Consider the following 18,437-nt stretch of genomic DNA (forward strand, 5'->3'; position numbering starts at 1 on the left):
AGCGGTGGGCGGGCGGTGGCCGGAGATCATGTAGCGGTCATTAGTTAGACGCACTATCGAGTTTCGCGTACGATGGTTCGCATGCCCGAGCTCAGCCACCGCCGCCGCATGCTGGTGCTCGCGATCTGCTGTATGAGTCTGCTGATCGTGAGCCTGGACGTGACCATCCTGAACGTCGCCCTGCCCGCGATGCAGACGGATCTGCACGCCTCGACCTCCGGTTTGCAGTGGACGATCGACGCGTACACCCTGGTCCTCGCCTCCCTGCTGATGCTGGCGGGCTCCACCGCCGACCGGATCGGCCGCAAGCGGGTCTTCATCGTCGGCCTGGTGGTCTTCAGCGTGGGCTCGCTGCTCTGCTCGCTCGCGCCCGACCTGAACGCGCTGATCTGGTTCCGCATGATCCAGGCGGTCGGCGGCTCGATGCTCAACCCGGTCGCGATGTCGATCATCACCAACACCTTCACCGAGCCGCGCGAGCGGGCCCGGGCGATCGGCGTGTGGGGTGCGGTCGTCGGCATATCGATGGCCGCCGGACCGCTGATCGGCGGCCTGTTGGTGGACTCGGTCGGCTGGCGGTCGATCTTCTGGATCAACCTGCCGGTGGGCGTGGCCGCGCTGCTGCTCACGCTGAGGTTCATCCCCGAGTCACGCGCGCCCAAGGCCCGCCGTGCCGACCCGGTCGGCCAGCTCCTGGTGATCGCGCTGTTCGGCTCGCTGACGTACGCGATCATCGAGGCGCCCAGCTCCGGATTCACGACGATCCTGCCCTTCGCGGCGCTCGCGCTGGTCGCCCTCGTCGGCCTCGTCTGGTACGAGCCGCGGCGCGACGAACCCCTCATCGACCTGCGCTTTTTCCGCTCGGCGCCGTTCAGCGGGGCCACGGTGATCGCGATCAGCGCGTTCTCGGCGCTGGGCGGCTTCCTGTTCCTGTCCACGCTGTATCTGCAGAACGTGGTCGGTCTGGACGCGCTGCACGCCGGGCTGTGGATGCTGCCGATGGCGGTGCCGACGTTCCTGTGCGCGCCGATCTCCGGCCGCCTGGTGGGCAGTCGGGGCCCCCGGATACCCCTCCTGATCGCGGGCTCCGCGATGACCGTGAGCGCGCTGCTGTTCGCCGGGTTCGAGGCGGAGACGTCCAACGTCTCGCGTTTCATCGGGTACTTGCTGTTCGGCATCGGCTTCGGCTTCGTGAACGCGCCGATCACCAACACGGCGGTGTCCGGAATGCCGCGCGCACAGGCGGGAGTTGCTGCCGCCGTAGCCTCCACGAGCCGTCAACTGGGCCAGACCCTCGGCGTCGCGGTGGTCGGCGCCGTGCTGGCCTCCGGGATCGGATCGTCGTCGTACAAGGACACGTTCGTGTCGGCGGCGAGGCCCGGCTGGTGGATCCTCGTGGTGTGCGGCCTGGCCGTACTGGTGCTCGGCGCGGTCACCAGCGGCGCCTGGGCCCGCCGAACCGCCGAACGCACGGCGGAGAAACTGTCGTCCGTAGAGGTCCGCGAGGCGGCCGGGATCACCGCGTAGCCCTCCGGGGCGTCGGCCGAACGCTCCCTGGACGCCACCGAGTTGGCCGGTACGGACCGTCAGGTCGCCGACGCGCGGTCCGACGGCGTCAGCGACACTGGGCGAGTAAACGACGGGCACGCGACGCACGCAGCGCGCAGGCCGAACCGGCCCGGCAGACCGCCGGGCGAACCGCGCAGAAGCTGTCGTCCGTCGAGGTACGCGAGGCCGCCGTGGTCACCGCGTAACCCTCCGGGGCGGCCGAACACTCCCAAGACACCGCCCAGTTGGCCGGTCAGGACCGTCAGATCGCCGACACACAGGCCGACGGTGCCAGTGACACTGGGCGAGCCAACGACGGGCCACGCGACGCAGACAGCACACAGGCCGAACCGGCCCCGACAGACCACCGGACGAACCGCGCAGAAGCCGTCATCCACCGAAGTCCGCAAGGCCGCCGAGGTCACCGCGTAACCCTCCGGGACGGCCCAACACTCCCCAGACACCACCCAGTTGGCCGGTCAGGACCGTCAGATCGCCGACGCGCGGTCCGAACCAACCCCGCGAACCCCCGAACCCACCGCGCAGAAGCCGTCATCCGCCGAAGTACCCGAGGCCGCCGGGATCACCGCGTAGGACGCGGAGGACGCGTAGAACGCGCAGGACCCGTAGGAGCTGGGCCGACGTGTGATCCATGCGTTGTCAGTTGTCGGTGGGGTCAGTAAATTACGGAGATGTCCGATGCGATGGTCATGCGGTGCTCGGGGTGGACGTTCTCGTTCGACGGACGGTCGTTGACCCTCACCCGGAGGGGGACGCCCTGGCGCCACAAGCGGGTCGAGCACCTGCCGCTCGGTCGGCTGCGTGCCTGCTACCTCCGGCATTCGGAGAGCCACGGCATCGAAAGTCACGCCTTCTGGCTGGTGTACGACACCGACGAGGTACTGGTCGGCCTCAGTCCGCAGTTCTACGAGGGCGATGCCCACTGGTTCGCCAAGTACCTCAGCGAGGCGATCTGCGAGCGGCTGCGCCGGATCTTCGAGCACACCATCGGGCTCGGTCCGCATCCCGAGGCGGAACTGCTCCAGATCGTCCGGCCGGCGCTGCGGCTCGATCCGTACGCCTACAGCATGGGCGACATACCCCGGCGGCTGGAGGCGTTGCGCAAGGACGACGACTTGGAGTGGGGCCGGCGGATTCCCGGTCCGAGCCGGCCCTCCGACTTCCAGATCAATCACCATCACGCGCTGCGCCACGCGGCACCGAACTTCGAGAGCTGGTGGACCTTCGTCGAGTACGTCCGCGAGGGCTACGAGCCGGTGGACGAACCGGGCTGGGAGGAGGTCGTGAAGGATCTGCGGCGGGGGCGGGAGTTCATGACCCTGAGCAACCCGAGGCTCAACCGGTCCGGATATCCCAGGACTTGAGACTTGACGCGGCGGAGGCAGCCCCGGCTCACTTCTCCAGCGCGATCGCGTGCAGCCGCTCCAGCCGTTGCCTCGACTCCTCGTCCACCGGTGCGTACGTCACCATCCGCGGGCCTCGCGAAGGGCCGAGCCAGAGGTCGGTGTGGTCGACCGTGAGGCGGCCGACGTGGGAGTTGCGGAACTCCTTGCGGCGGGGGCTGGCGCCCATCACCTCGTGGCGGTCCCAGACCTCGCGGAACTCGGGGGACGTGTGCAGCCGCTTGAGCAGGATCTTCCAGGTGGGGTCGGCGAGATGGTCGGCCATCGAGCCCCGGAAGCGGGCGGCCATGAGCCGCTGGGTCTTCTCCAGGTGCACGATCGAGGACCGCCACTCCTGGTGCGTGTAGGAGAGGATCATGCAGTTGCGGTCCTCGGGCGGCACCGCGTCCAGGTCGCAGAGCAGCATCCCGTAGGTGCGGTTGTAGGCGAGGATGTCGTAGCGGGCGTTCTGGAGGCAGGCCGGGATGGGGTCGAGCTGGTCCAGCATCGCCTGGAGGGCGGGTGTGACGACCGGGCAGACGGTGGCCGGCTGCGGATCGGTCGCGTCGGCCAGCTGGAACAGGTGGCTGCGCTCGCTGCGGTCGAGCAGCAGGGTGCGGGCCAGCGCGTCGAGGACCTGTACGGAGACCTGGATGTCCCGGGCCTGTTCGAGCCACGTGTACCAGGTGACGCCGACCGCGGCGAGCTGCGCGACCTCCTCGCGGCGCAGCCCCGGCGTACGGCGCCGGGTGCCGCGCGGCAGGCCGACCTGCTCGGGGGCGATGTGCTCGCGGCGGTGGCGCAGGAACGCGGCGAGTTCATGGCGCCGGACCGTCGACGCGGTCTGCGAAGACCCTGTTCGCGCCGCCCCTGTCGCTGTCACCGTCTCCTGTGCCATCGTTGTCATCATCCCAGTCTGCCGCCGCGCGGACCCTGTTTCCAGGTAGTCCTGCTACCAGGATAAGGACACTCTGGTACCAGTCTGCCGACAGGCGCAGGCTCGTCGGCGTGACCGAAACCATCACTTCCCGCACCGTCCGATCCCCGGCGGCGCCACCCGTGCTCGGCGGCCTCGGACTGTTCACGGTGCTGCTGGCCGCGGCGCTGCCCCTCATCGACTTCTTCATCGTCAACGTAGCCCTGCCGACCATCAGCAGGGACCTCTCGGCGAGCGAGGCCGTCCTCGAACTCGTCGTCGCCGGCTACGGAGTCTCGTACGCCGTGCTGCTCGTCCTCGGCGGCCGGCTCGGCGACCTGTTCGGGCGCCGTCGGCTCTTCCTGGGCGGGATGGCCGCGTTCGGCGTGACCTCGCTGGCCTGCGGCCTCGCGCCGACCGCCTGGACGCTGGTCGCCGCGCGGATCGCGCAGGGCGCGGCCTCCGCCGCGATGCTCCCGCAGGTCCTGGCGACCATCCAGTCCGCGACCCAGGGCCCGCGCCGCGCCAAGGCGATGGGCCTGTACGGCGCGACGGCCGGCCTCGCGATGGTGGCCGGGCAGATCCTCGGCGGGGTCCTGGTCGCCGCCGACATAGCCGGTACCGGCTGGCGCGCGGTGTTCCTGGTGAACGTGCCGGTGGTCGTCGTAGGACTGTTCCTGGCCGCGAAGGTCGTACCGGAGACACGTTCGCAGCACCCGGAGCCGGTGGACGTGCCCGGCACGTTCCTGCTGGCTGCCTCCCTGCTGGCGCTGCTGGTGCCGCTGACCGAGGGCCGGGCGGCGGGCTGGCCGCTGTGGACGTGGCTGTCGCTGGCCGCGTTCCCGGGGATCGTGTCCGCGTTCTACGCGGTGGAGCGCAGGGCGGACCGGCAGGGCCGTACGCCGCTGGTGCCGCCGAGTCTGCTGGCGCTGACCTCGCTGCGGCGCGGGCTGACGATCATCCTGCCGCTGTCGATCGGCTTCTCCGGCTTCATGTTCGTGATCGCGGTGGCGCTGCAACGCGGCGCCGACCTGGGTCCGGTCGCGGCGGGCCTGGCGCTCGCCCCGATGGCCGTGGCGTTCTTCCTCGTCTCGCTGGCCGGGCCGCGCCTGGTGACCCGGTACGGCACCCGGGTCGTGGCGGTGGGTTCGGTCGTGCAGGGGGTGGGCGTGGGCCTGATCGTGCTGGCCGCGTGGCGCTCCTGGCCGGACCTGGGCTTTGTCGAACTGCTCCCCGGGATGGCGGTCGCCGGTGCCGGTCAGGCGCTCCAACTGCCCATCATCTTCCGGATCGTGCTGTCCGAGGTACCGGCGGCTCGGGCCGGGGTGGGCGCCGGGGTGATGGTGACCACCCAGCAGTCGGCGCTGGCGCTCGGTGTGGCCACGCTCGGCACACTGTTCCTGTCGCTGATCCCGGGCATGGGCATGCGGGACGCCCTGGTGACCACGCTGCTGGTGCAGCTGGCGGGTGTGGTGCTGACCGGGCTGCTCAGCCTGCGGCTGCCGCGCACGATCGGCTGACCGCGGGACGAACAGCGGGATGACATGTTCACAGCTTGGACAACTCGCCGTGAATTGCGCCCCGTTGATGTTGGTCTTGCTGCACACTCCTTGCCGGAGACTCCTGAGCGGAGGCGAGGCACATGTTGCAGATCAACACGAGCAAGGTGAGCCGCTGGGACCAGCACGGGCGGGAACATGTCGTCCGCGTGCAGCGCAAGGGCGCGCAGCGCATGATCAAGTGCGACACCTGCGGCTGGAAGAAGAGCGCGCAGTTCCTGCCCTGGCTGAAGGCGGAGGAGCACCTGGCGGAGGAGCACCAGGCCACGGTGGATCCGTCCGGCGGCTGACCGGGGAGCGATGAGTTCGCGCGGCGGGGAGAGTCGTATCCGGTGAAGCCGATGCGACTCCTCCGACCGGAAGGCCGACCGATGAGCTCTCTCCACGACACCCTGCGGCGACGCGTCGACGACGGCACCGTGCCGGGGGCGGTGGGCCTGGTGGCCCGTGGCGACGACGTCGAGGTGGTGGCCGTCGGCGCCGTCGACGTCGAGGGCACCGCCCCGATGGCCCGCGACTCGATCTTCCGGATCGCGTCGATCACCAAGCCGATCACGGCGGCGGCGCTGCTGACGCTGGTGGACGAGGGCCGGATCGGGCTCGACGACCCGGTGGCGGAGTGGCTCCCGGAGCTGGCGAAGCCGATGGTGGTCCGCACCCCCACGAGCCCCGTCGACGACGTCGTGGCGGCCGAACGCCCGGTCACCGTCGAGGACTTGCTCAGCTTCCGCACCGGCTGGGGACTCCCCTCCGACTTCGCGCTGCCCGCCGCGCGGTCCCTGTTCACGATCCAGGACCACAGCCGCCCCTTCGGGGACTGGCCGGACCCGGACACCTGGCTGGGCCTGCTCGCCCAGGTGCCGATGCTGCACCAGCCGGGCGAGGCCTGGCTCTACGGCACCTCGTCCGCCCTCCAGGGCATCCTGGCCGCCCGGGTGTCGGGCCGCGCTTTCCCCGACTTCCTGGCGGAGCGGATCTTCGAACCGCTGGGCATGCGGGACACCGGCTTCGAGGTACCGGAGTCGAAACGCGACCGCTTCACCTCGTCCTACGCCCCGGCCGAGGACGGCACCCTGCGCCTCACGGACACCCCGGACGGCGACTACAGCCGCGTCCCGCGCTTCCCCTCGGGCGGCGGGGCCCTGGTCTCCACGGCCGACGACTGGCTGGCGTTCGCCCGCATGCTGCTGGCCGGCGGTCAGGGAATCCTCACCCCCACCTCGGTGAGCCGCATGACCACGAACCACCTCACGGCCGCCCAGCGCGAGGCCGCGACCCTGTTCCTGGAGGGCCAGGGCTGGGGTTACGGCGGCCAGGTCGACGTGGACCCGATCGACCCGTGGAACGTCCCCGGCCGCTACGGCTGGATCGGCGGCACCGGCACCACGGCCCACATCGTCCCGCCGACGGACACGGTCACGATCCTGCTGACCCAGGTGGCGATGACGGGCCCGACGCCGATGCGGCTGATGCGGGAGTTCTGGGAGTGCGCGGCGGGGCGCTGACGCTCCCGAGTCGCCGTCGCGGCCGACCGGCGTGAGCATGGACGGGCGTGATCAGCCGAACGAGAGGAGTCCCCCGTGCACGTCTCACTCCACGGTCGCGGCACCCGTACGATCGCCGCCGGTGCCCTGAGTCTCGCCCTGCTGTCGGCCGGGACGGCGGGCGCCTTCGCCGCGTCCCCGAGCCCGAAGACGAGTTCGAAAGCGAGCCCCAAAGCGAGCCCGAGCGCGATGGGCTCGATCACCGTCAAGGCCGACAAGAACACGGTCAAGGCCGGTGACAAGGTGACCTTCAGCGGCCGTACGAAAGGCCTGAAGGTCGGCACCAAGCTGGTTCTCCAGCACGAGAAGGCCGGAAAGTGGAACGCGCTGAACGGGAGCACCACGGTCAAGAACGGCAGCAGCTACTCGCTCACCGCGAAGCTCAACACCAAGGGCCAGGAACATCTGCGGATCGCGGCCGGTACGACGTACTCCCCGACCGTGACCGTCAAGGTGACGTGACCGGAGCCCGCCGTCAGCCGCGCAGCCCGCGCAGCAGCAGCTCCACCATCGCCTCGAACTCCGCCTCCACGCCCGGCTTCAGCCACTCCCGGGCGTAGGACGGATCGTGGAAGCGGCCGGTGGCCTGGAAGACCGTGCGGGCGGCGACGGCCGGGTCGGAGACCGTGAAGACACCGTCGTCGACGCCCGCCCGGACGATCTCGGTGAGCTGGCCGGTCAGCTCGTCGATGTGCGCGCCGACCACCTCGCCCGCTTCCTCGGCGAGCACCGAGTACGTGGCGAACAGCTCGGGATCGCCGCCCGCCTTCTTCCGCTTGGCCTCGAACAGCCCCGTGAGCCAGTTCCGCAACCGGTCCTCCGGGCCGCGGTCCTCCGTCACGAAGCACGCCAGCGTCAGCGCCGTACGGTCCAGCCAGCGCTTGGTGACCGCCTCGCGCAGCGCGGCCTTCGTCCCGAAGTGCCGGTAGACGGTGCCATGGCTGACGCCGAGCGCGCGGGCCACGTCCACCACGGTCGCCTTCGCGGGGCCGTGGCGGCGCAGCACCTCCTCGGTCGCTTCGAGGATGCGCTCGGCGGTCAGGGTCTCACTCGCTGCCATGGTGAAGACCGTACCCGCAGGCCGGATCCGGATCGGGATCAGTGCTCGCTGTCGAGGTGCACCATCGCCGCGGCCGGGTAGCGCTCGCCGAGCGCCGAGTCCGCCGGTACGGCCGCCTCGATCGCGGCCAGGTCCGCCGCGTCGAGTACGACGTCCAGCGCGCCCAGCGACTCCGTCAGGCGCTCCGGGGTCCGCGCGCCGATCAGCGGCACGATGTCCTCGCCCCGGGACAGCACCCAGGCGGTGGCGAGCTGCGCGACGGTGACGCCCTTCTGCTCGGCGAGCTTCCGCAACTGCTCGACCAGGCCGAGGTTGTGCTGGAGGTTGTCGCCCTGGAAGCGCGGCGAGTACGTCCGGTAGTCGCTCGCGCCGAGCTGCCGGTCGGCGGCGAAGTGCCCGGAGATCAGACCGCGGGACAGCACGCCGTACGCGGTGACGGAGATGCCCAGTTCACGGGTGGCCGGCAGGATACGGTCCTCGATGCCCCGGGTGATCAGCGAGTACTCCAGCTGCACGTCCGCGATGGGCGCTACGGCGGCGGCCCGGCGGATCGTGTCGGCGCCCGCCTCGCTGAGGCCGATGTGCCGGACGTAGCCCGCCTCGACCAGTTCGGCGATCGCGCCGACCGTCTCCTCGATCGGTACGTCGGGGTCGACCCGGGCGATCCGGTACACGTCGATGTGGTCGACGCCGAGGCGTTGCAGCGAGTAGGCGGCGAAGTTCTTCACGGCGGCGGGCCGCCCGTCGTAACCGCTCCAGGCACCGTCCGGACCGCGCAGGGCCCCGAACTTCACGCTGGTGAGCGCCTGTTCGCGGCGGGCGGCGGGGGCGGCGCGCAGGGCCTCGCCAATCAGCATCTCATTGTGGCCCATGGTGTAGAAGTCGCCGGTGTCGAGCAGGGTGACGCCCGCTTCGAGGGCGGCGTGGATGGTCGCGATGGCCTCGGTCCGGTCGGCCTCGGCGTAGGCGGAGGACATGGCCATGCAGCCGAGGCCGAGGGCGGAGACGCGGGGGCCGGTGGTGCCGAGCGAGCGCGTGGGGATCGGGGGGGTCGTGGGGATCGTCATGTGGACCACCTTGGCATGACAGCTGACAGATTTCAATATCTGTCATTCCAAATATGTCACTCCAACCCTCCCCCGTGCGGCCCAGACCTCTTGACGAAAGGTCTGGACCACGCGCACTGTCATGGATACGACACCTCACCGCACCCCCACCGGGAGGCCCGTATGCTCCGTCGCGCCCTGCACCTGCTCGCCACCGCCCTGACGGCGGCCTGTCTCGCCCAACTCCCCGTCGCCGGGGCCGCGTCCGCGGCCGACACCTGCGCGGTCAAGTCCCGCCCGGCCGGCAAGGTCCTCCAGGGCTACTGGGAGAACTGGGACGGCTCGTCCAACGGCGTCCACCCGCCCTTCGGCTGGACCCCGATCACCAACTCCGCGATCGCCACGCATGGTTACAACGTGCTCAACGCGGCCTTCCCGGTCATCCGCTCCGACGGAACGGCCCTCTGGGAGGACGGCATGGACGCCGGAGTGAAGGTGGCCACGCCCGCCGAGATGTGCGCGGCGAAAGCGTCGGGCCAGACGATCCTGATGTCGATCGGCGGCGCGGCGGCGGGCATCGACCTCAGCTCGACCACCGTGGCGAACAAGTTCGTCTCGACGATCGTGCCGATCCTGAAGAAGTACAACTTCGACGGCATCGACATCGACATCGAGACGGGCCTGGTGGGCAGCGGAAACATCGGCCAACTCTCCACGTCCCAGGCCAACTTGATCCGCATCGTCGACGGCATCCTGGCCCAGATGCCGTCCAACTTCGGCCTGACGATGGCCCCGGAGACCGCGTACGTCACCGGCGGCAGCATCACCTACGGCTCGATCTGGGGCGCGTACCTGCCGATCGTCAAGAAGTACGCGGACAACGGCCGCCTGTGGTGGCTCAACATGCAGTACTACAACGGCAGCATGTACGGCTGCTCCGGCGACTCGTACTCGGCGGGCACGGTCGCGGGCTTCACCGCCCAGACCGACTGCCTCAACAAGGGCCTGGTCGTCCAGGGCACGACGATCAAGGTCCCCTACGACAGGCAGGTCCCGGGCCTGCCCGCCCAATCGGGCGCGGGCGGCGGCTACATGACCCCGTCCCTGGTCTCCCAGGCCTGGCGGCACTACGGCACGTCCCTCAAGGGCCTGATGACCTGGTCGATCAACTGGGACGGCTCGAAGAACTGGACGTTCGGCGACAACGTGAAGGCGCTGCAAGGGCGTTGACGTCTAGCGGGCAGTGAACGCCAGCTTCGCGCCCAGTGCCACGAACGACCCCGCGAAACTCCGCCGCAGCCAGGTCATCACCCTCGGCCGTGAGGTGACGTGGCCGCGGACGGAGGCGGCGAGGACGCCGTACGCGGTGAAGACGACGAACGTCGCCAGCATGAAGACGCCGCTGAGCGCCAACATCCGTACAGCGGAGTGGGGTTCGTCGGGGCTCACGAACTGGGGCAGGAACGCGAAGAAGAAGATCGTCAGCTTCGGGTTGAGGATGTTGATCAGCACACCCCGGACGATCACACGGCCGGAGGACAGGGGCGCGCTGTCCTGGTCGACATCGATCGCCGCCCTGTCCTTCACCGTCGCCCACGCCATGTGGAGCAGATAGGCGACACCGGCGTACTTGAGGATCTGGAAGGCGGCGGCACTGGCGTTCAGCAGCGCGGCCAGCCCGATGACGGTGGCCAGCACGTGCGGCACGATCCCGAGCGTGCAGGCGAAGGCCGCGAGGACGCTCGCGCGGCGCCCGCGGGAGAGACCGGCGGCGAGGGTGTAGACGACACCGGTGCCGGGGGTGGCGACCACGACGAGCGTGGTGAGGAGAAAGGCGAGGCTCATGGGTTCAGCGTGGCGGGGCCGCTGTCCCGGCAGCAGGGCCAATGGGACGCCTGTATCGAGGACCAATGGCCAACGCCGGACGAGCACACTCAGCCCGTCCGGCGTTCGAGGACCAGGCCCCTTCAGGGCCGATGGGGGTCTGGGGGTGCTGCCCCAAGGGACAGCACCCCCACTGGCCTAGGCGCCGACGAGACGCCCGGCGAGGTAGCCCTCGATCTGGTCCAGCGACACGCGCTCCTGCTTCATGGAGTCGCGCTCGCGGACCGTCACCGCGTTGTCCTCAAGAGTGTCGAAGTCGACCGTCACGCAGTACGGCGTGCCGATCTCGTCCTGGCGGCGGTAGCGGCGGCCGATGGCACCGGCGTCGTCGAACTCGATGTTCCAGTTCTGCCGCAGCGCCTGGGCGAGGCCCTTGGCCTTCGGGGACAGCTCGGGGTTGCGGGACAGCGGGAGCACCGCGACCTTCACCGGGGCGAGGCGGTGGTCGAGGCGCAGCACCGTGCGCTTCTCCAACTTGCCCTTGGCGTTGGGGGCTTCGTCCTCGACGTACGCGTCGAGCAGGAACGCCAGCATCGCGCGGCCGACACCGGCGGCGGGCTCGATGACGTACGGCGTCCAGCGCTCCTGGGCCTCCTGGTCGAAGAAGAAGAGATCCTGGCCGGAGGCCTTGGAGTGGGCGTTCAGGTCGTAGTCGGTGCGGTTGGCGACGCCCTCCAGCTCACCCCACTCGTTGCCGCCGAACTGGAAGCGGTACTCGATGTCGGCGGTGCGCTTGGAGTAGTGGGAGAGCTTCTCCTTGGGGTGGTCGTACCACCGCATGTTCTCCTCGCGCAGGCCCAGGCCGGTGTACCAGTTCCAGCGCTCCTGCATCCAGTACTCCTGCCACTTCTCGTCCTCGCCCGGCTTGACGAAGAACTCCATCTCCATCTGCTCGAACTCGCGGGTGCGGAAGATGAAGTTGCCGGGCGTGATCTCGTTGCGGAAGGACTTGCCCATCTGCGCGATGCCGAACGGCGGCTTCTTGCGCGAAGTGGTCTGCACCTGGCCGAAGTTGGTGAAGATGCCCTGGGCGGTCTCGGGGCGCAGATAGGCGACGGAGCCGGTGTCCTGCGTCGGGCCCAGGTGGGTGGAGAGCAGGCCCGAGAACTCCTTGGGCTCGGTGAACTGGCCCTTGTTGCCGCAGTTGGGGCAGTTGATGTCGGCGAGGCCGTTCTGGGGGGCGCGGCCGTGCTTGGCCTCGTACGCCTCCTCCAGGTGGTCCGCGCGGAACCGCTTGTGACAGGAGGTGCACTCGGTCAGCGGGTCCGAGAAGGTGGCGACATGGCCCGAGGCGACCCACACCTCGGGGGCCAGGATCACGGACGAGTCGATACCGACCACGTCCTCGCGCGACGTCACCATGTAGCGCCACCACTGGCGCTTCAGGTTCTCCTTGAGCTCGACACCCAGCGGCCCGTAGTCCCAAGCGGCGCGCTGGCCGCCGTAGATCTCACTGCTGGGGAATACGAAGCCACGGCGCTTGCTCAGGCTGACGATGGTGTCGATCTTGTCGGCGGCCACGATGCTCTCTTCATGACGAATGGACGGTAATAAGGGGCGGCGCGAAGCGCCTCGGTGGGGGGTGGTGGTCGGGAGACGGGCGGGCGAATGACTTAGGTTACCGGCGCCTCCTACCCCTGTATCAAATCGGTTCCCTGACCGCAGCTTGTTGACAACGGTTTCCATCTCAGTTGAAAATGACTGTCATGAACGTACGACGACGCCACATATCCGGGATCGCGATAGCCGCGGCCACCGCCCTCGGCCTCGGGACCCTCTCCGCGTGCTCCGACAGCGCGGCGGCCGCCAACACCGACAAGTTCGACGTCGTCGCGTCGTTCTACCCGCTCCAGTACCTCGCCGAGCAGATCGGCGGGAGTCACGTCCACGTCACCAGCCTCACCAAGCCCGGCCAGGAACCGCACGACCTGGAGATCAGCGCGCAGCAGATCGTCGCGCTCCAGGAGTCCGACGCGGTGCTCTACCTCAAGAACCTCCAGCCCGCCGTCGACAAGGCGGTCGACCAGTCCGAGATCAAGACGAAGATCGACGCCGCCGCCATGACCACACTGGAGAAGCACGGCAACGAGGTCGGCGGCCACGCGGCCTCCCACGACACCTCCGAGAACGACGAACTGGCCGGCCTCGACCCGCACATCTGGCTCGACCCGGTGCGCTACGCCCAGGTCGCCGAGGGAGTCGGCAAGACCTTCGAGAAGGCCGACCCGAAGAACGCGGCCGACTACCGGACGCGCACCGCCGCCCTGGTCAAGCAACTGGGCGCGCTCGACAACGAGTTCAAGACCGGCCTCGCCGACACCAAGACCAAGGTGTTCATCACCACCCACGCCGCCTTCGGCTACCTCGCCGAGCGCTACGGCCTCACCGAGGAGGCCATCAACGGCCTCGACCCCGAGTCGGAGCCCAGTGCCGAGCGCGTGAAGGACCTTGAGAAGATGGCGAAGGCCGACGGCGTCACCACCGTGTTCTACGAGACGCTCGTCAGCGACAAGACCGCGAAGACCGTCGCCGCCGACGCGCACCTGAAGACCGACGTCCTCGACCCCATCGAGGGCATCACGAAGAAGTCCCGCGGCACGGACTACTTCTCGGTCCAGCGGGCCAACCTCAAGGCGCTGCGGACCGCGCTGGGAACCAAGTGACCGTTACGGAGGACGTCATGGGCGAGCCCGTCATATCGCTGCGCGGAGTCCGCGCCGAGCTGGGCTCGCGCCCCGTCCTGCGGGGTATCGACCTCACCGTGCACCGCGGTGAGGTCGTCGCGCTGCTCGGCGCCAACGGCTCCGGCAAGTCGACCGCGATCCGCACGATCATCGGCCAAGTCCCGGTCAGCGAGGGCGAGATCGAGCTGTTCGGCACCGACCGGGCCCGCTTCCGGGACTGGCGGCGCGTGGGGTACGTACCGCAGCGCACCACGGCCGCGGGCGGGGTGCCCGCCACGGTCACCGAGATCGTCGCCTCCGGCCGCCTCTCCCGCACCCGCTTCGGCCTGCTGCGCAAGACGGACCACGCGGCCGTACGGCACGCCCTGGAGCTGGTCGGCATGGCGGACCGCGCCAAGGACTCGGTGAACGCGCTCTCGGGCGGCCAGCACCAACGCGTGCTGATCGCCCGCGCGTTGGCCGCCGAACCTGAACTCCTCATCATGGACGAGCCGATGGCGGGCGTCGACCTGGCCAGCCAGCAGGTCCTCGCGGACACCCTGTCCCGCCAAGTCGCCGAGGGCACAACGGTGTTGCTCGTGCTGCACGAACTCGGCCCGCTGGAGCCCCTGATCGACCGCGCGGTCGTCCTGCGCGACGGTTGCGTCCAGCACGACGGCCCGCCCCCGCGCGCCCTCGGCCAGCACGCGCTGCCCGGCCACGACCACGTCCACCCGCACGAGCCGCTTCACACAGGACTGCTGAGCTGATGGACTTCCTGAACTACGCCTTCATGCAGCGGGCCCTGCTCGCCGCCGTCCTGGTCGGCATCACCGCCCCCGCCGTCGGCATCTACCTCGTCATGCGCCGCCAGGCCCTCATGGGCGACGGCATCGGCCACGTCGCCATGACGGGCGTGGGCCTCGGCTTCCTCCTGAACACCTCCCCGGTCTGGATGGCCACCGGAGTCTCCGTCCTCGGCGCGATCCTCATGGAACTGATCCGCTGGTACGGCAAGACCCGCGGCGACATCGCCCTCGCGATGCTCTTCTACGGCGGTATGGCCGGCGGCGTGATGTTCATCAACCTCGCGCCCACGGGCTCCAACGCGAACCTCACGTCGTACCTCTTCGGATCGCTCTCGACGGTCTCCCAGTCCGACGTGACCGCGATCTGTCTGCTCGCGGCCTTCGTGGTGGCGGTCACGCTGGGGCTGCGCAGGCAGCTGTTCGCGGTCAGCCAGGACGAGGAGTTCGCGCGGGTCACCGGGCTGCCGGTGCGCGCGCTGAACCTGCTGACGGCGGTCACGGCGGCCGTCACGGTGACCGTAGCGATGCGGGTCGTGGGGCTGCTGCTGGTGTCGGCGCTGATGGTGGTCCCGGTGGCCGCCGCCCAGCAGCTGAGCCGGAGCTTCGCCGCGACCTTCGTGATCGCGGTGGCGATCGGCGTGAGCGTGACCATCGGCGGCACGGTCACCTCGTACTACCAGAACGTCCCGCCCGGTGCGACGATCGTGCTCCTGACCATCGGCGCGTTCATCGCGCTCACCGCACTCGCGGCCCCGCTGGCCCGCCGCCGGGCCAGGGCGGCGGCCGCCGCGCGACCCGCCGGGGACCCGGTGGAGTGCGTGATTCCAGCCACCCGGGGGGCCGCCGACGAGATCGGCGTCTGACCAAGCACAGTCCGGGCTGGCACAATGGCCCGGCAAAGTGCAGACGTGAGGAGGCAACGGTGACGACGGCCGGCCCGCCCGTGAAGGGACGATCCACCCGCCAGCGTGCCGCCGTGTCGGCGGCGCTCAACGAGGTGGACGAGTTCCGCAGCGCCCAGGAACTGCACGACATGCTCAAGCACAAGGGCGACTCGGTCGGCCTGACCACGGTCTACCGCACCCTCCAGTCCCTCGCCGACGCCGGCGAGGTGGACGTCCTGCGCACCGACGAAGGCGAGTCCGTCTACCGCCGCTGCTCCAGCGGCGATCACCACCACCACCTCGTCTGCCGCGTCTGCGGCAAGGCGGTCGAGGTCGAGGGCCCGGCCGTCGAGAAGTGGGCGGAGGCGATCGCGGCGGAACACGGCTATGTGAACGTGGCGCACACGGTGGAGATCTTCGGCACGTGCGCGGAGTGCGCGGCGGCGGCCGGTTAGGCCCTGGGCCGGGCCTAGACCCGGCTGAGGTGGGCGTCGAGGATCTCCCGCAGCCGGTCCGCGTCGGCGGGGTCCCGCAGGCCGCGCTTGGGCAGCAGGGTGAAGTTGGCGGCGTTCTTCTCGGGGCTGAACATGTAGAAGCCGTCCGCCGTCTCCCGGTAGCGGGGCTGCGCGGTCCAGTTCAGCGACGTGGACGTGCTGTCGGTGGCCACCGTCACCCCGGCGTCCGTCACGGTCACCCGGAACTCGCCCCGGCGCTCCGCGACGCGCTGGATCGTGCGGGCCATGAGCTGGGGTTGGAACACCAGCAGGAGCACGGCGACGACCACGAGGACGGTCATCGGGACCGGCAGCGGGTCGCCCGAGGACAGTTTGGTGGCGATCACCAGAGCACCGAAGCCGAGCGCCAGGCCGACCATCCAGTTCTGTCTTCGCGCGGACCTGCTGACCCGCTTACGCGCTCTCAGCACCGCCACGAAGTCCTCGACCGTCGGCCGGAACTCCAGCTCGACCACTCGCCCTGTCACGTCTTCCCGCCCCATGTCCATGAGGCGGGATCGTAGCCGTAGCGTCTAGCCCTCCTCGGGCCGACCCCGCATCGCCGCTTCCATCGCGAGCAGCTTCTCGTTCGGTACCGCGCCGCCGAACCGCCGGTCCCGCTGGGCGAATTCGACGCAGGCGCGCCACAGGTCACGGCGGTCGAAGTCCGGCCACAGCACGTCCTGGAAGACCATCTCGGCGTAGGCGCTCTGCCAGATCAGGTAGTTGGAGGTGCGCTGCTCCCCGCTGGGCCGGAGGAACAGGTCCACCTCGGGCATGTCCGGGTAGTACATGTACTTGGCGAAGGTCTTCTCGTCGACCTTGGCCGGGTCGAGCCGGCCCGCCTTCACGTCCTCGGCCAACGCCCTTGCCGCGTCGGCGATTTCGGCCCGCCCGCCGTAGTTCATGCAGAAGTACAGCGTGAGCGCGTCGTTGTTCTTGGTCTGCTCCTGGGCGATCTGCAACTCCTTGGCGACCGACCGCCACAGCTTGGGCATCCGGCCCACCCACCGCACCCGGATGCCGAGTTCGTCGAGGGTGTCGCGGGTCTTGCGGATGAAGTCGCGGTTGAAGTTCATCAGGAAGCGCACCTCGTCGGGCGAGCGCTTCCAGTTCTCGGTGGAGAAGGCGTACAGCGAGATCGCGCCGACCCCCATCTCGACGCCGCCCTGCAACACGTCCAACACCCGCTCGGCGCCGACCTTGTGGCCCTCGGTGCGCGGCAGCCCGCGCTCCTTCGCCCACCGCCCGTTCCCGTCCATGACGATCGCCACGTGCTTCGGGATCAGCTCACCCGGCAGCTTCGGCGCGGTGGCCCCCGACGGGTGCGGCTCCGGCGCCCTGTACTCGCGCCGCTGGCGCCCCAGGATCCCGCGTACAACCATGACGTTCCCGTCTCCCTCTACGACCTCTATGACTTACGACGACCTACGACGACCTACGACTTTTCCACGTACCGCAGCGAGCGCAGCCCGCGTTCCAGATGCCAGTGCAGATAGGCGGAGACCAGCCCGCTCCCCTCCCGCACATGGCGCGCCTCGCACGCGTCCGCCGTCTCCCAGTCTCCCGTGAGCAGCGCACCGAGCAGTTCGAGGGCCTGCGGTGAGGGTACGACGCTCCCGGCCGGCCGGCAGTCCGCGCAGACGACGCCGCCGGACGCCACGGAGAAGAACCGGTTGGGTCCCGCCATCCCGCACTTCGCACAGTCCCCGAAGCTCGGGGCGTACCCGTTGACGGCGAGCGACCGCAGCAGGAACGCGTCGAGAATCAGATGCGGCGCGTGCTCCCCGCCGGCGAGCGTGCGCAACCCGCCCACCAGCAGCAGATACTGCTGTACGGCCGGTTCGCCCTCGTGGTCGGCGAACCGCTCCGCCGTCTCCAGCATGGCCGTACCGGCGGTGTACCGCGCGTAATCGGCGACAATCCCGCCACCGTACGGAGCGATCGTCTCACTCTGGGTGCACAACGGCAGCCCGCGGCCGATCAGTTCGCTCCCCCGCGCGAAGAACTGGACGTCCACATGCGAGAAGGGCTCCAGCCTGGCCCCGAACTTCGACTTGGTCCGCCGCACCCCGCGCGCCACCGCGCGTACCCGCCCATGACCCCGCGTGAGCAGCGTGATGATCCGGTCCGCCTCACCCAGCTTCTGGGTGCGCAGCACGATGCCGTCGTCGCGGAACAGGCTCATGTCGCCCATTGTCCCCTACGGCCCAGTGGCCCTGTGCCGTTCCCGGGCACCGGCGGCTCAAGGCACCTCGCCGCGGCTGCGGGCGTTCGCGTACGCGGTCGCCGCGCTCAGCCGCTCGGCCGGGGTCGCGTCGCGCACGGCGGCCGGTTCGACGTCCCACTCCCGTCCGCCGCCGTACGGCCGCAGCTGGACGTAGGGTCCCTCGTGTCCCATCACGATGCCCACTCTCCCGGTCCGGGTGTCCACGGCGACCGATCCGACAGTCGGCTTCATCGCACTCCTCGCACCCGAACAACTCCGGCGACCAACGGCACCGTCCACCATTCCCTCAAGGTGTCCTCCGCCTCCCGAGCAGTGTGCCCACACGTGGCTCCCCTCCCCTCCCGGGTTTCACGCTTCTCGTCTCCGGGGCAGGCCGCTCCGCCTACACTCGGCAGGA

The 18,437-nt window shown here is 69.7% G+C and carries 20 protein-coding genes; 11 read left to right on the forward strand and 9 right to left on the reverse strand.

Translation table 11 applies throughout. The features are described 5' to 3' along the window. The first annotated feature begins 81 nt into the window (after positions 1 to 81). Positions 82 to 1,527, forward strand: a complete 1,446-nt coding sequence (locus ACWIHT_RS38090; protein WP_456173063.1) for an MFS transporter — start codon at positions 82 to 84, stop codon at positions 1,525 to 1,527. Between the two features lie 713 nt (positions 1,528 to 2,240). After that, the gene (locus ACWIHT_RS38095; RefSeq protein ID WP_456173064.1) at positions 2,241 to 2,933 is read left to right on the forward strand and encodes a hypothetical protein; all 693 of its coding nucleotides are present in this window, start codon (positions 2,241 to 2,243) and stop codon (positions 2,931 to 2,933) included. A 28-nt stretch (positions 2,934 to 2,961) separates the two neighbouring features. Here the strand turns inward: ACWIHT_RS38095 and ACWIHT_RS38100 are convergent, their stop codons facing one another. Beyond that, positions 2,962 to 3,858 (reverse strand): helix-turn-helix transcriptional regulator, encoded by an 897-nt coding sequence (locus ACWIHT_RS38100; protein ID WP_456173066.1) that lies wholly within the window; start codon positions 3,856 to 3,858, stop codon positions 2,962 to 2,964. A 101-nt stretch (positions 3,859 to 3,959) separates the two neighbouring features. On the opposite strand from ACWIHT_RS38100, the gene ACWIHT_RS38105 reads away from it, so the two are divergent. The 4 genes from ACWIHT_RS38105 (at position 3,960) to ACWIHT_RS38120 (ending at position 7,432) form a co-directional block, all read left to right on the forward strand. Next, positions 3,960 to 5,387: an MFS transporter gene (locus ACWIHT_RS38105; RefSeq protein ID WP_456173067.1), complete on the forward strand. Its 1,428-nt coding sequence runs from the start codon at positions 3,960 to 3,962 to the stop codon at positions 5,385 to 5,387. A 122-nt stretch (positions 5,388 to 5,509) separates the two neighbouring features. Further along, positions 5,510 to 5,716, forward strand: coding sequence for a hypothetical protein (locus tag ACWIHT_RS38110; RefSeq protein WP_456173069.1), 207 nt, complete (start codon positions 5,510 to 5,512; stop codon positions 5,714 to 5,716). Between the two features lie 81 nt (positions 5,717 to 5,797). Continuing rightward, positions 5,798 to 6,931, forward strand: coding sequence for a serine hydrolase domain-containing protein (locus ACWIHT_RS38115; RefSeq protein WP_456173070.1), 1,134 nt, complete (start codon positions 5,798 to 5,800; stop codon positions 6,929 to 6,931). Between the two features lie 75 nt (positions 6,932 to 7,006). After that, complete coding sequence (locus ACWIHT_RS38120) at positions 7,007 to 7,432, forward strand: hypothetical protein (protein ID WP_456173071.1); 426 nt, start codon at positions 7,007 to 7,009, stop codon at positions 7,430 to 7,432. Positions 7,433 to 7,445: 13 nt separating this feature from the next. On the opposite strand, the gene ACWIHT_RS38125 is transcribed toward ACWIHT_RS38120, so the two are convergent. Then, a complete protein-coding gene (locus ACWIHT_RS38125) occupies positions 7,446 to 8,030 on the reverse strand; it encodes a TetR family transcriptional regulator (RefSeq protein WP_456173073.1) in 585 nt (194 codons plus the stop codon). Between the two features lie 38 nt (positions 8,031 to 8,068). After that, positions 8,069 to 9,097 carry an aldo/keto reductase gene (locus tag ACWIHT_RS38130; RefSeq protein ID WP_456173074.1) on the reverse strand — a complete coding sequence of 343 codons (1,029 nt, stop codon included), beginning with the start codon at positions 9,095 to 9,097 and terminating at the stop codon, positions 8,069 to 8,071. 162 nt (positions 9,098 to 9,259) lie between these two features. Here ACWIHT_RS38130 and ACWIHT_RS38135 point away from each other — a divergent pair, with 162 nt between their 5' ends. After that, the gene (locus ACWIHT_RS38135) at positions 9,260 to 10,306 is read left to right on the forward strand and encodes a chitinase (RefSeq protein WP_456173075.1); all 1,047 of its coding nucleotides are present in this window, start codon (positions 9,260 to 9,262) and stop codon (positions 10,304 to 10,306) included. 3 nt (positions 10,307 to 10,309) lie between these two features. Here the strand turns inward: ACWIHT_RS38135 and ACWIHT_RS38140 are convergent, their stop codons facing one another. Next, positions 10,310 to 10,921 carry a LysE family translocator gene (locus ACWIHT_RS38140; RefSeq protein WP_456173076.1) on the reverse strand — a complete coding sequence of 204 codons (612 nt, stop codon included), beginning with the start codon at positions 10,919 to 10,921 and terminating at the stop codon, positions 10,310 to 10,312. Between the two features lie 177 nt (positions 10,922 to 11,098). Further along, positions 11,099 to 12,481 carry a glycine--tRNA ligase gene (locus ACWIHT_RS38145; RefSeq protein ID WP_456173077.1) on the reverse strand — a complete coding sequence of 461 codons (1,383 nt, stop codon included), beginning with the start codon at positions 12,479 to 12,481 and terminating at the stop codon, positions 11,099 to 11,101. Positions 12,482 to 12,666: 185 nt separating this feature from the next. On the opposite strand from ACWIHT_RS38145, the gene ACWIHT_RS38150 reads away from it, so the two are divergent. The 4 genes from ACWIHT_RS38150 to ACWIHT_RS38165 are packed head-to-tail and all read left to right on the forward strand — an operon-like array spanning position 12,667 to position 15,771. After that, positions 12,667 to 13,623 (forward strand): metal ABC transporter substrate-binding protein, encoded by a 957-nt coding sequence (locus ACWIHT_RS38150; protein WP_456173078.1) that lies wholly within the window; start codon positions 12,667 to 12,669, stop codon positions 13,621 to 13,623. A 17-nt stretch (positions 13,624 to 13,640) separates the two neighbouring features. Continuing rightward, complete coding sequence (locus ACWIHT_RS38155; protein ID WP_456173079.1) at positions 13,641 to 14,393, forward strand: metal ABC transporter ATP-binding protein; 753 nt, start codon at positions 13,641 to 13,643, stop codon at positions 14,391 to 14,393. Continuing rightward, positions 14,393 to 15,295, forward strand: coding sequence for a metal ABC transporter permease (locus tag ACWIHT_RS38160; RefSeq protein WP_456173080.1), 903 nt, complete (start codon positions 14,393 to 14,395; stop codon positions 15,293 to 15,295). Before ACWIHT_RS38155 ends, ACWIHT_RS38160 begins: the two co-directional genes overlap by 1 nt. 59 nt (positions 15,296 to 15,354) lie before the next feature. Further along, positions 15,355 to 15,771, forward strand: coding sequence for a Fur family transcriptional regulator (locus ACWIHT_RS38165; protein ID WP_200710771.1), 417 nt, complete (start codon positions 15,355 to 15,357; stop codon positions 15,769 to 15,771). A 14-nt stretch (positions 15,772 to 15,785) separates the two neighbouring features. Here the strand turns inward: ACWIHT_RS38165 and ACWIHT_RS38170 are convergent, their stop codons facing one another. From ACWIHT_RS38170 to ACWIHT_RS38185, 4 genes are read right to left on the reverse strand one after another with little or no spacing between them, the layout of a single operon-like run. Then, positions 15,786 to 16,298, reverse strand: coding sequence for a YcxB family protein (locus ACWIHT_RS38170; RefSeq protein ID WP_456173081.1), 513 nt, complete (start codon positions 16,296 to 16,298; stop codon positions 15,786 to 15,788). A 45-nt stretch (positions 16,299 to 16,343) separates the two neighbouring features. Further along, complete coding sequence (locus ACWIHT_RS38175; protein WP_456173083.1) at positions 16,344 to 17,195, reverse strand: isoprenyl transferase; 852 nt, start codon at positions 17,193 to 17,195, stop codon at positions 16,344 to 16,346. Positions 17,196 to 17,248: 53 nt separating this feature from the next. Then, positions 17,249 to 17,998: a DNA repair protein RecO gene (gene recO, locus ACWIHT_RS38180; protein WP_456173084.1), complete on the reverse strand. Its 750-nt coding sequence runs from the start codon at positions 17,996 to 17,998 to the stop codon at positions 17,249 to 17,251. A gap of 57 nt (positions 17,999 to 18,055) precedes the next feature. Next, positions 18,056 to 18,271, reverse strand: coding sequence for a hypothetical protein (locus ACWIHT_RS38185; RefSeq protein ID WP_093626497.1), 216 nt, complete (start codon positions 18,269 to 18,271; stop codon positions 18,056 to 18,058). Positions 18,272 to 18,437: the final 166 nt, after the last annotated feature.

Source organism: Streptomyces sp. NPDC002276, from assembly GCF_053891435.1.

Coding starts and splice junctions, on each gene's coding strand:
- ACWIHT_RS38090 (WP_456173063.1), top strand. CDS start 82: ATGCCCGAGCTCAGCCACCGCCGCCGCATGCTGGTGCTCGCGATCTGC.
- ACWIHT_RS38095 (WP_456173064.1), top strand. CDS start 2,241: ATGTCCGATGCGATGGTCATGCGGTGCTCGGGGTGGACGTTCTCGTTC.
- ACWIHT_RS38100 (WP_456173066.1), bottom strand. CDS start 3,858: ATGACAACGATGGCACAGGAGACGGTGACAGCGACAGGGGCGGCGCGA.
- ACWIHT_RS38110 (WP_456173069.1), top strand. CDS start 5,510: ATGTTGCAGATCAACACGAGCAAGGTGAGCCGCTGGGACCAGCACGGG.
- ACWIHT_RS38115 (WP_456173070.1), top strand. CDS start 5,798: ATGAGCTCTCTCCACGACACCCTGCGGCGACGCGTCGACGACGGCACC.
- ACWIHT_RS38125 (WP_456173073.1), bottom strand. CDS start 8,030: ATGGCAGCGAGTGAGACCCTGACCGCCGAGCGCATCCTCGAAGCGACC.
- ACWIHT_RS38130 (WP_456173074.1), bottom strand. CDS start 9,097: ATGACGATCCCCACGACCCCCCCGATCCCCACGCGCTCGCTCGGCACC.
- ACWIHT_RS38135 (WP_456173075.1), top strand. CDS start 9,260: ATGCTCCGTCGCGCCCTGCACCTGCTCGCCACCGCCCTGACGGCGGCC.
- ACWIHT_RS38140 (WP_456173076.1), bottom strand. CDS start 10,921: ATGAGCCTCGCCTTTCTCCTCACCACGCTCGTCGTGGTCGCCACCCCC.
- ACWIHT_RS38150 (WP_456173078.1), top strand. CDS start 12,667: ATGAACGTACGACGACGCCACATATCCGGGATCGCGATAGCCGCGGCC.
- ACWIHT_RS38155 (WP_456173079.1), top strand. CDS start 13,641: ATGGGCGAGCCCGTCATATCGCTGCGCGGAGTCCGCGCCGAGCTGGGC.
- ACWIHT_RS38160 (WP_456173080.1), top strand. CDS start 14,393: ATGGACTTCCTGAACTACGCCTTCATGCAGCGGGCCCTGCTCGCCGCC.
- ACWIHT_RS38175 (WP_456173083.1), bottom strand. CDS start 17,195: ATGGTTGTACGCGGGATCCTGGGGCGCCAGCGGCGCGAGTACAGGGCG.
- recO (WP_456173084.1), bottom strand. CDS start 17,998: ATGAGCCTGTTCCGCGACGACGGCATCGTGCTGCGCACCCAGAAGCTG.
- ACWIHT_RS38185 (WP_093626497.1), bottom strand. CDS start 18,271: ATGAAGCCGACTGTCGGATCGGTCGCCGTGGACACCCGGACCGGGAGA.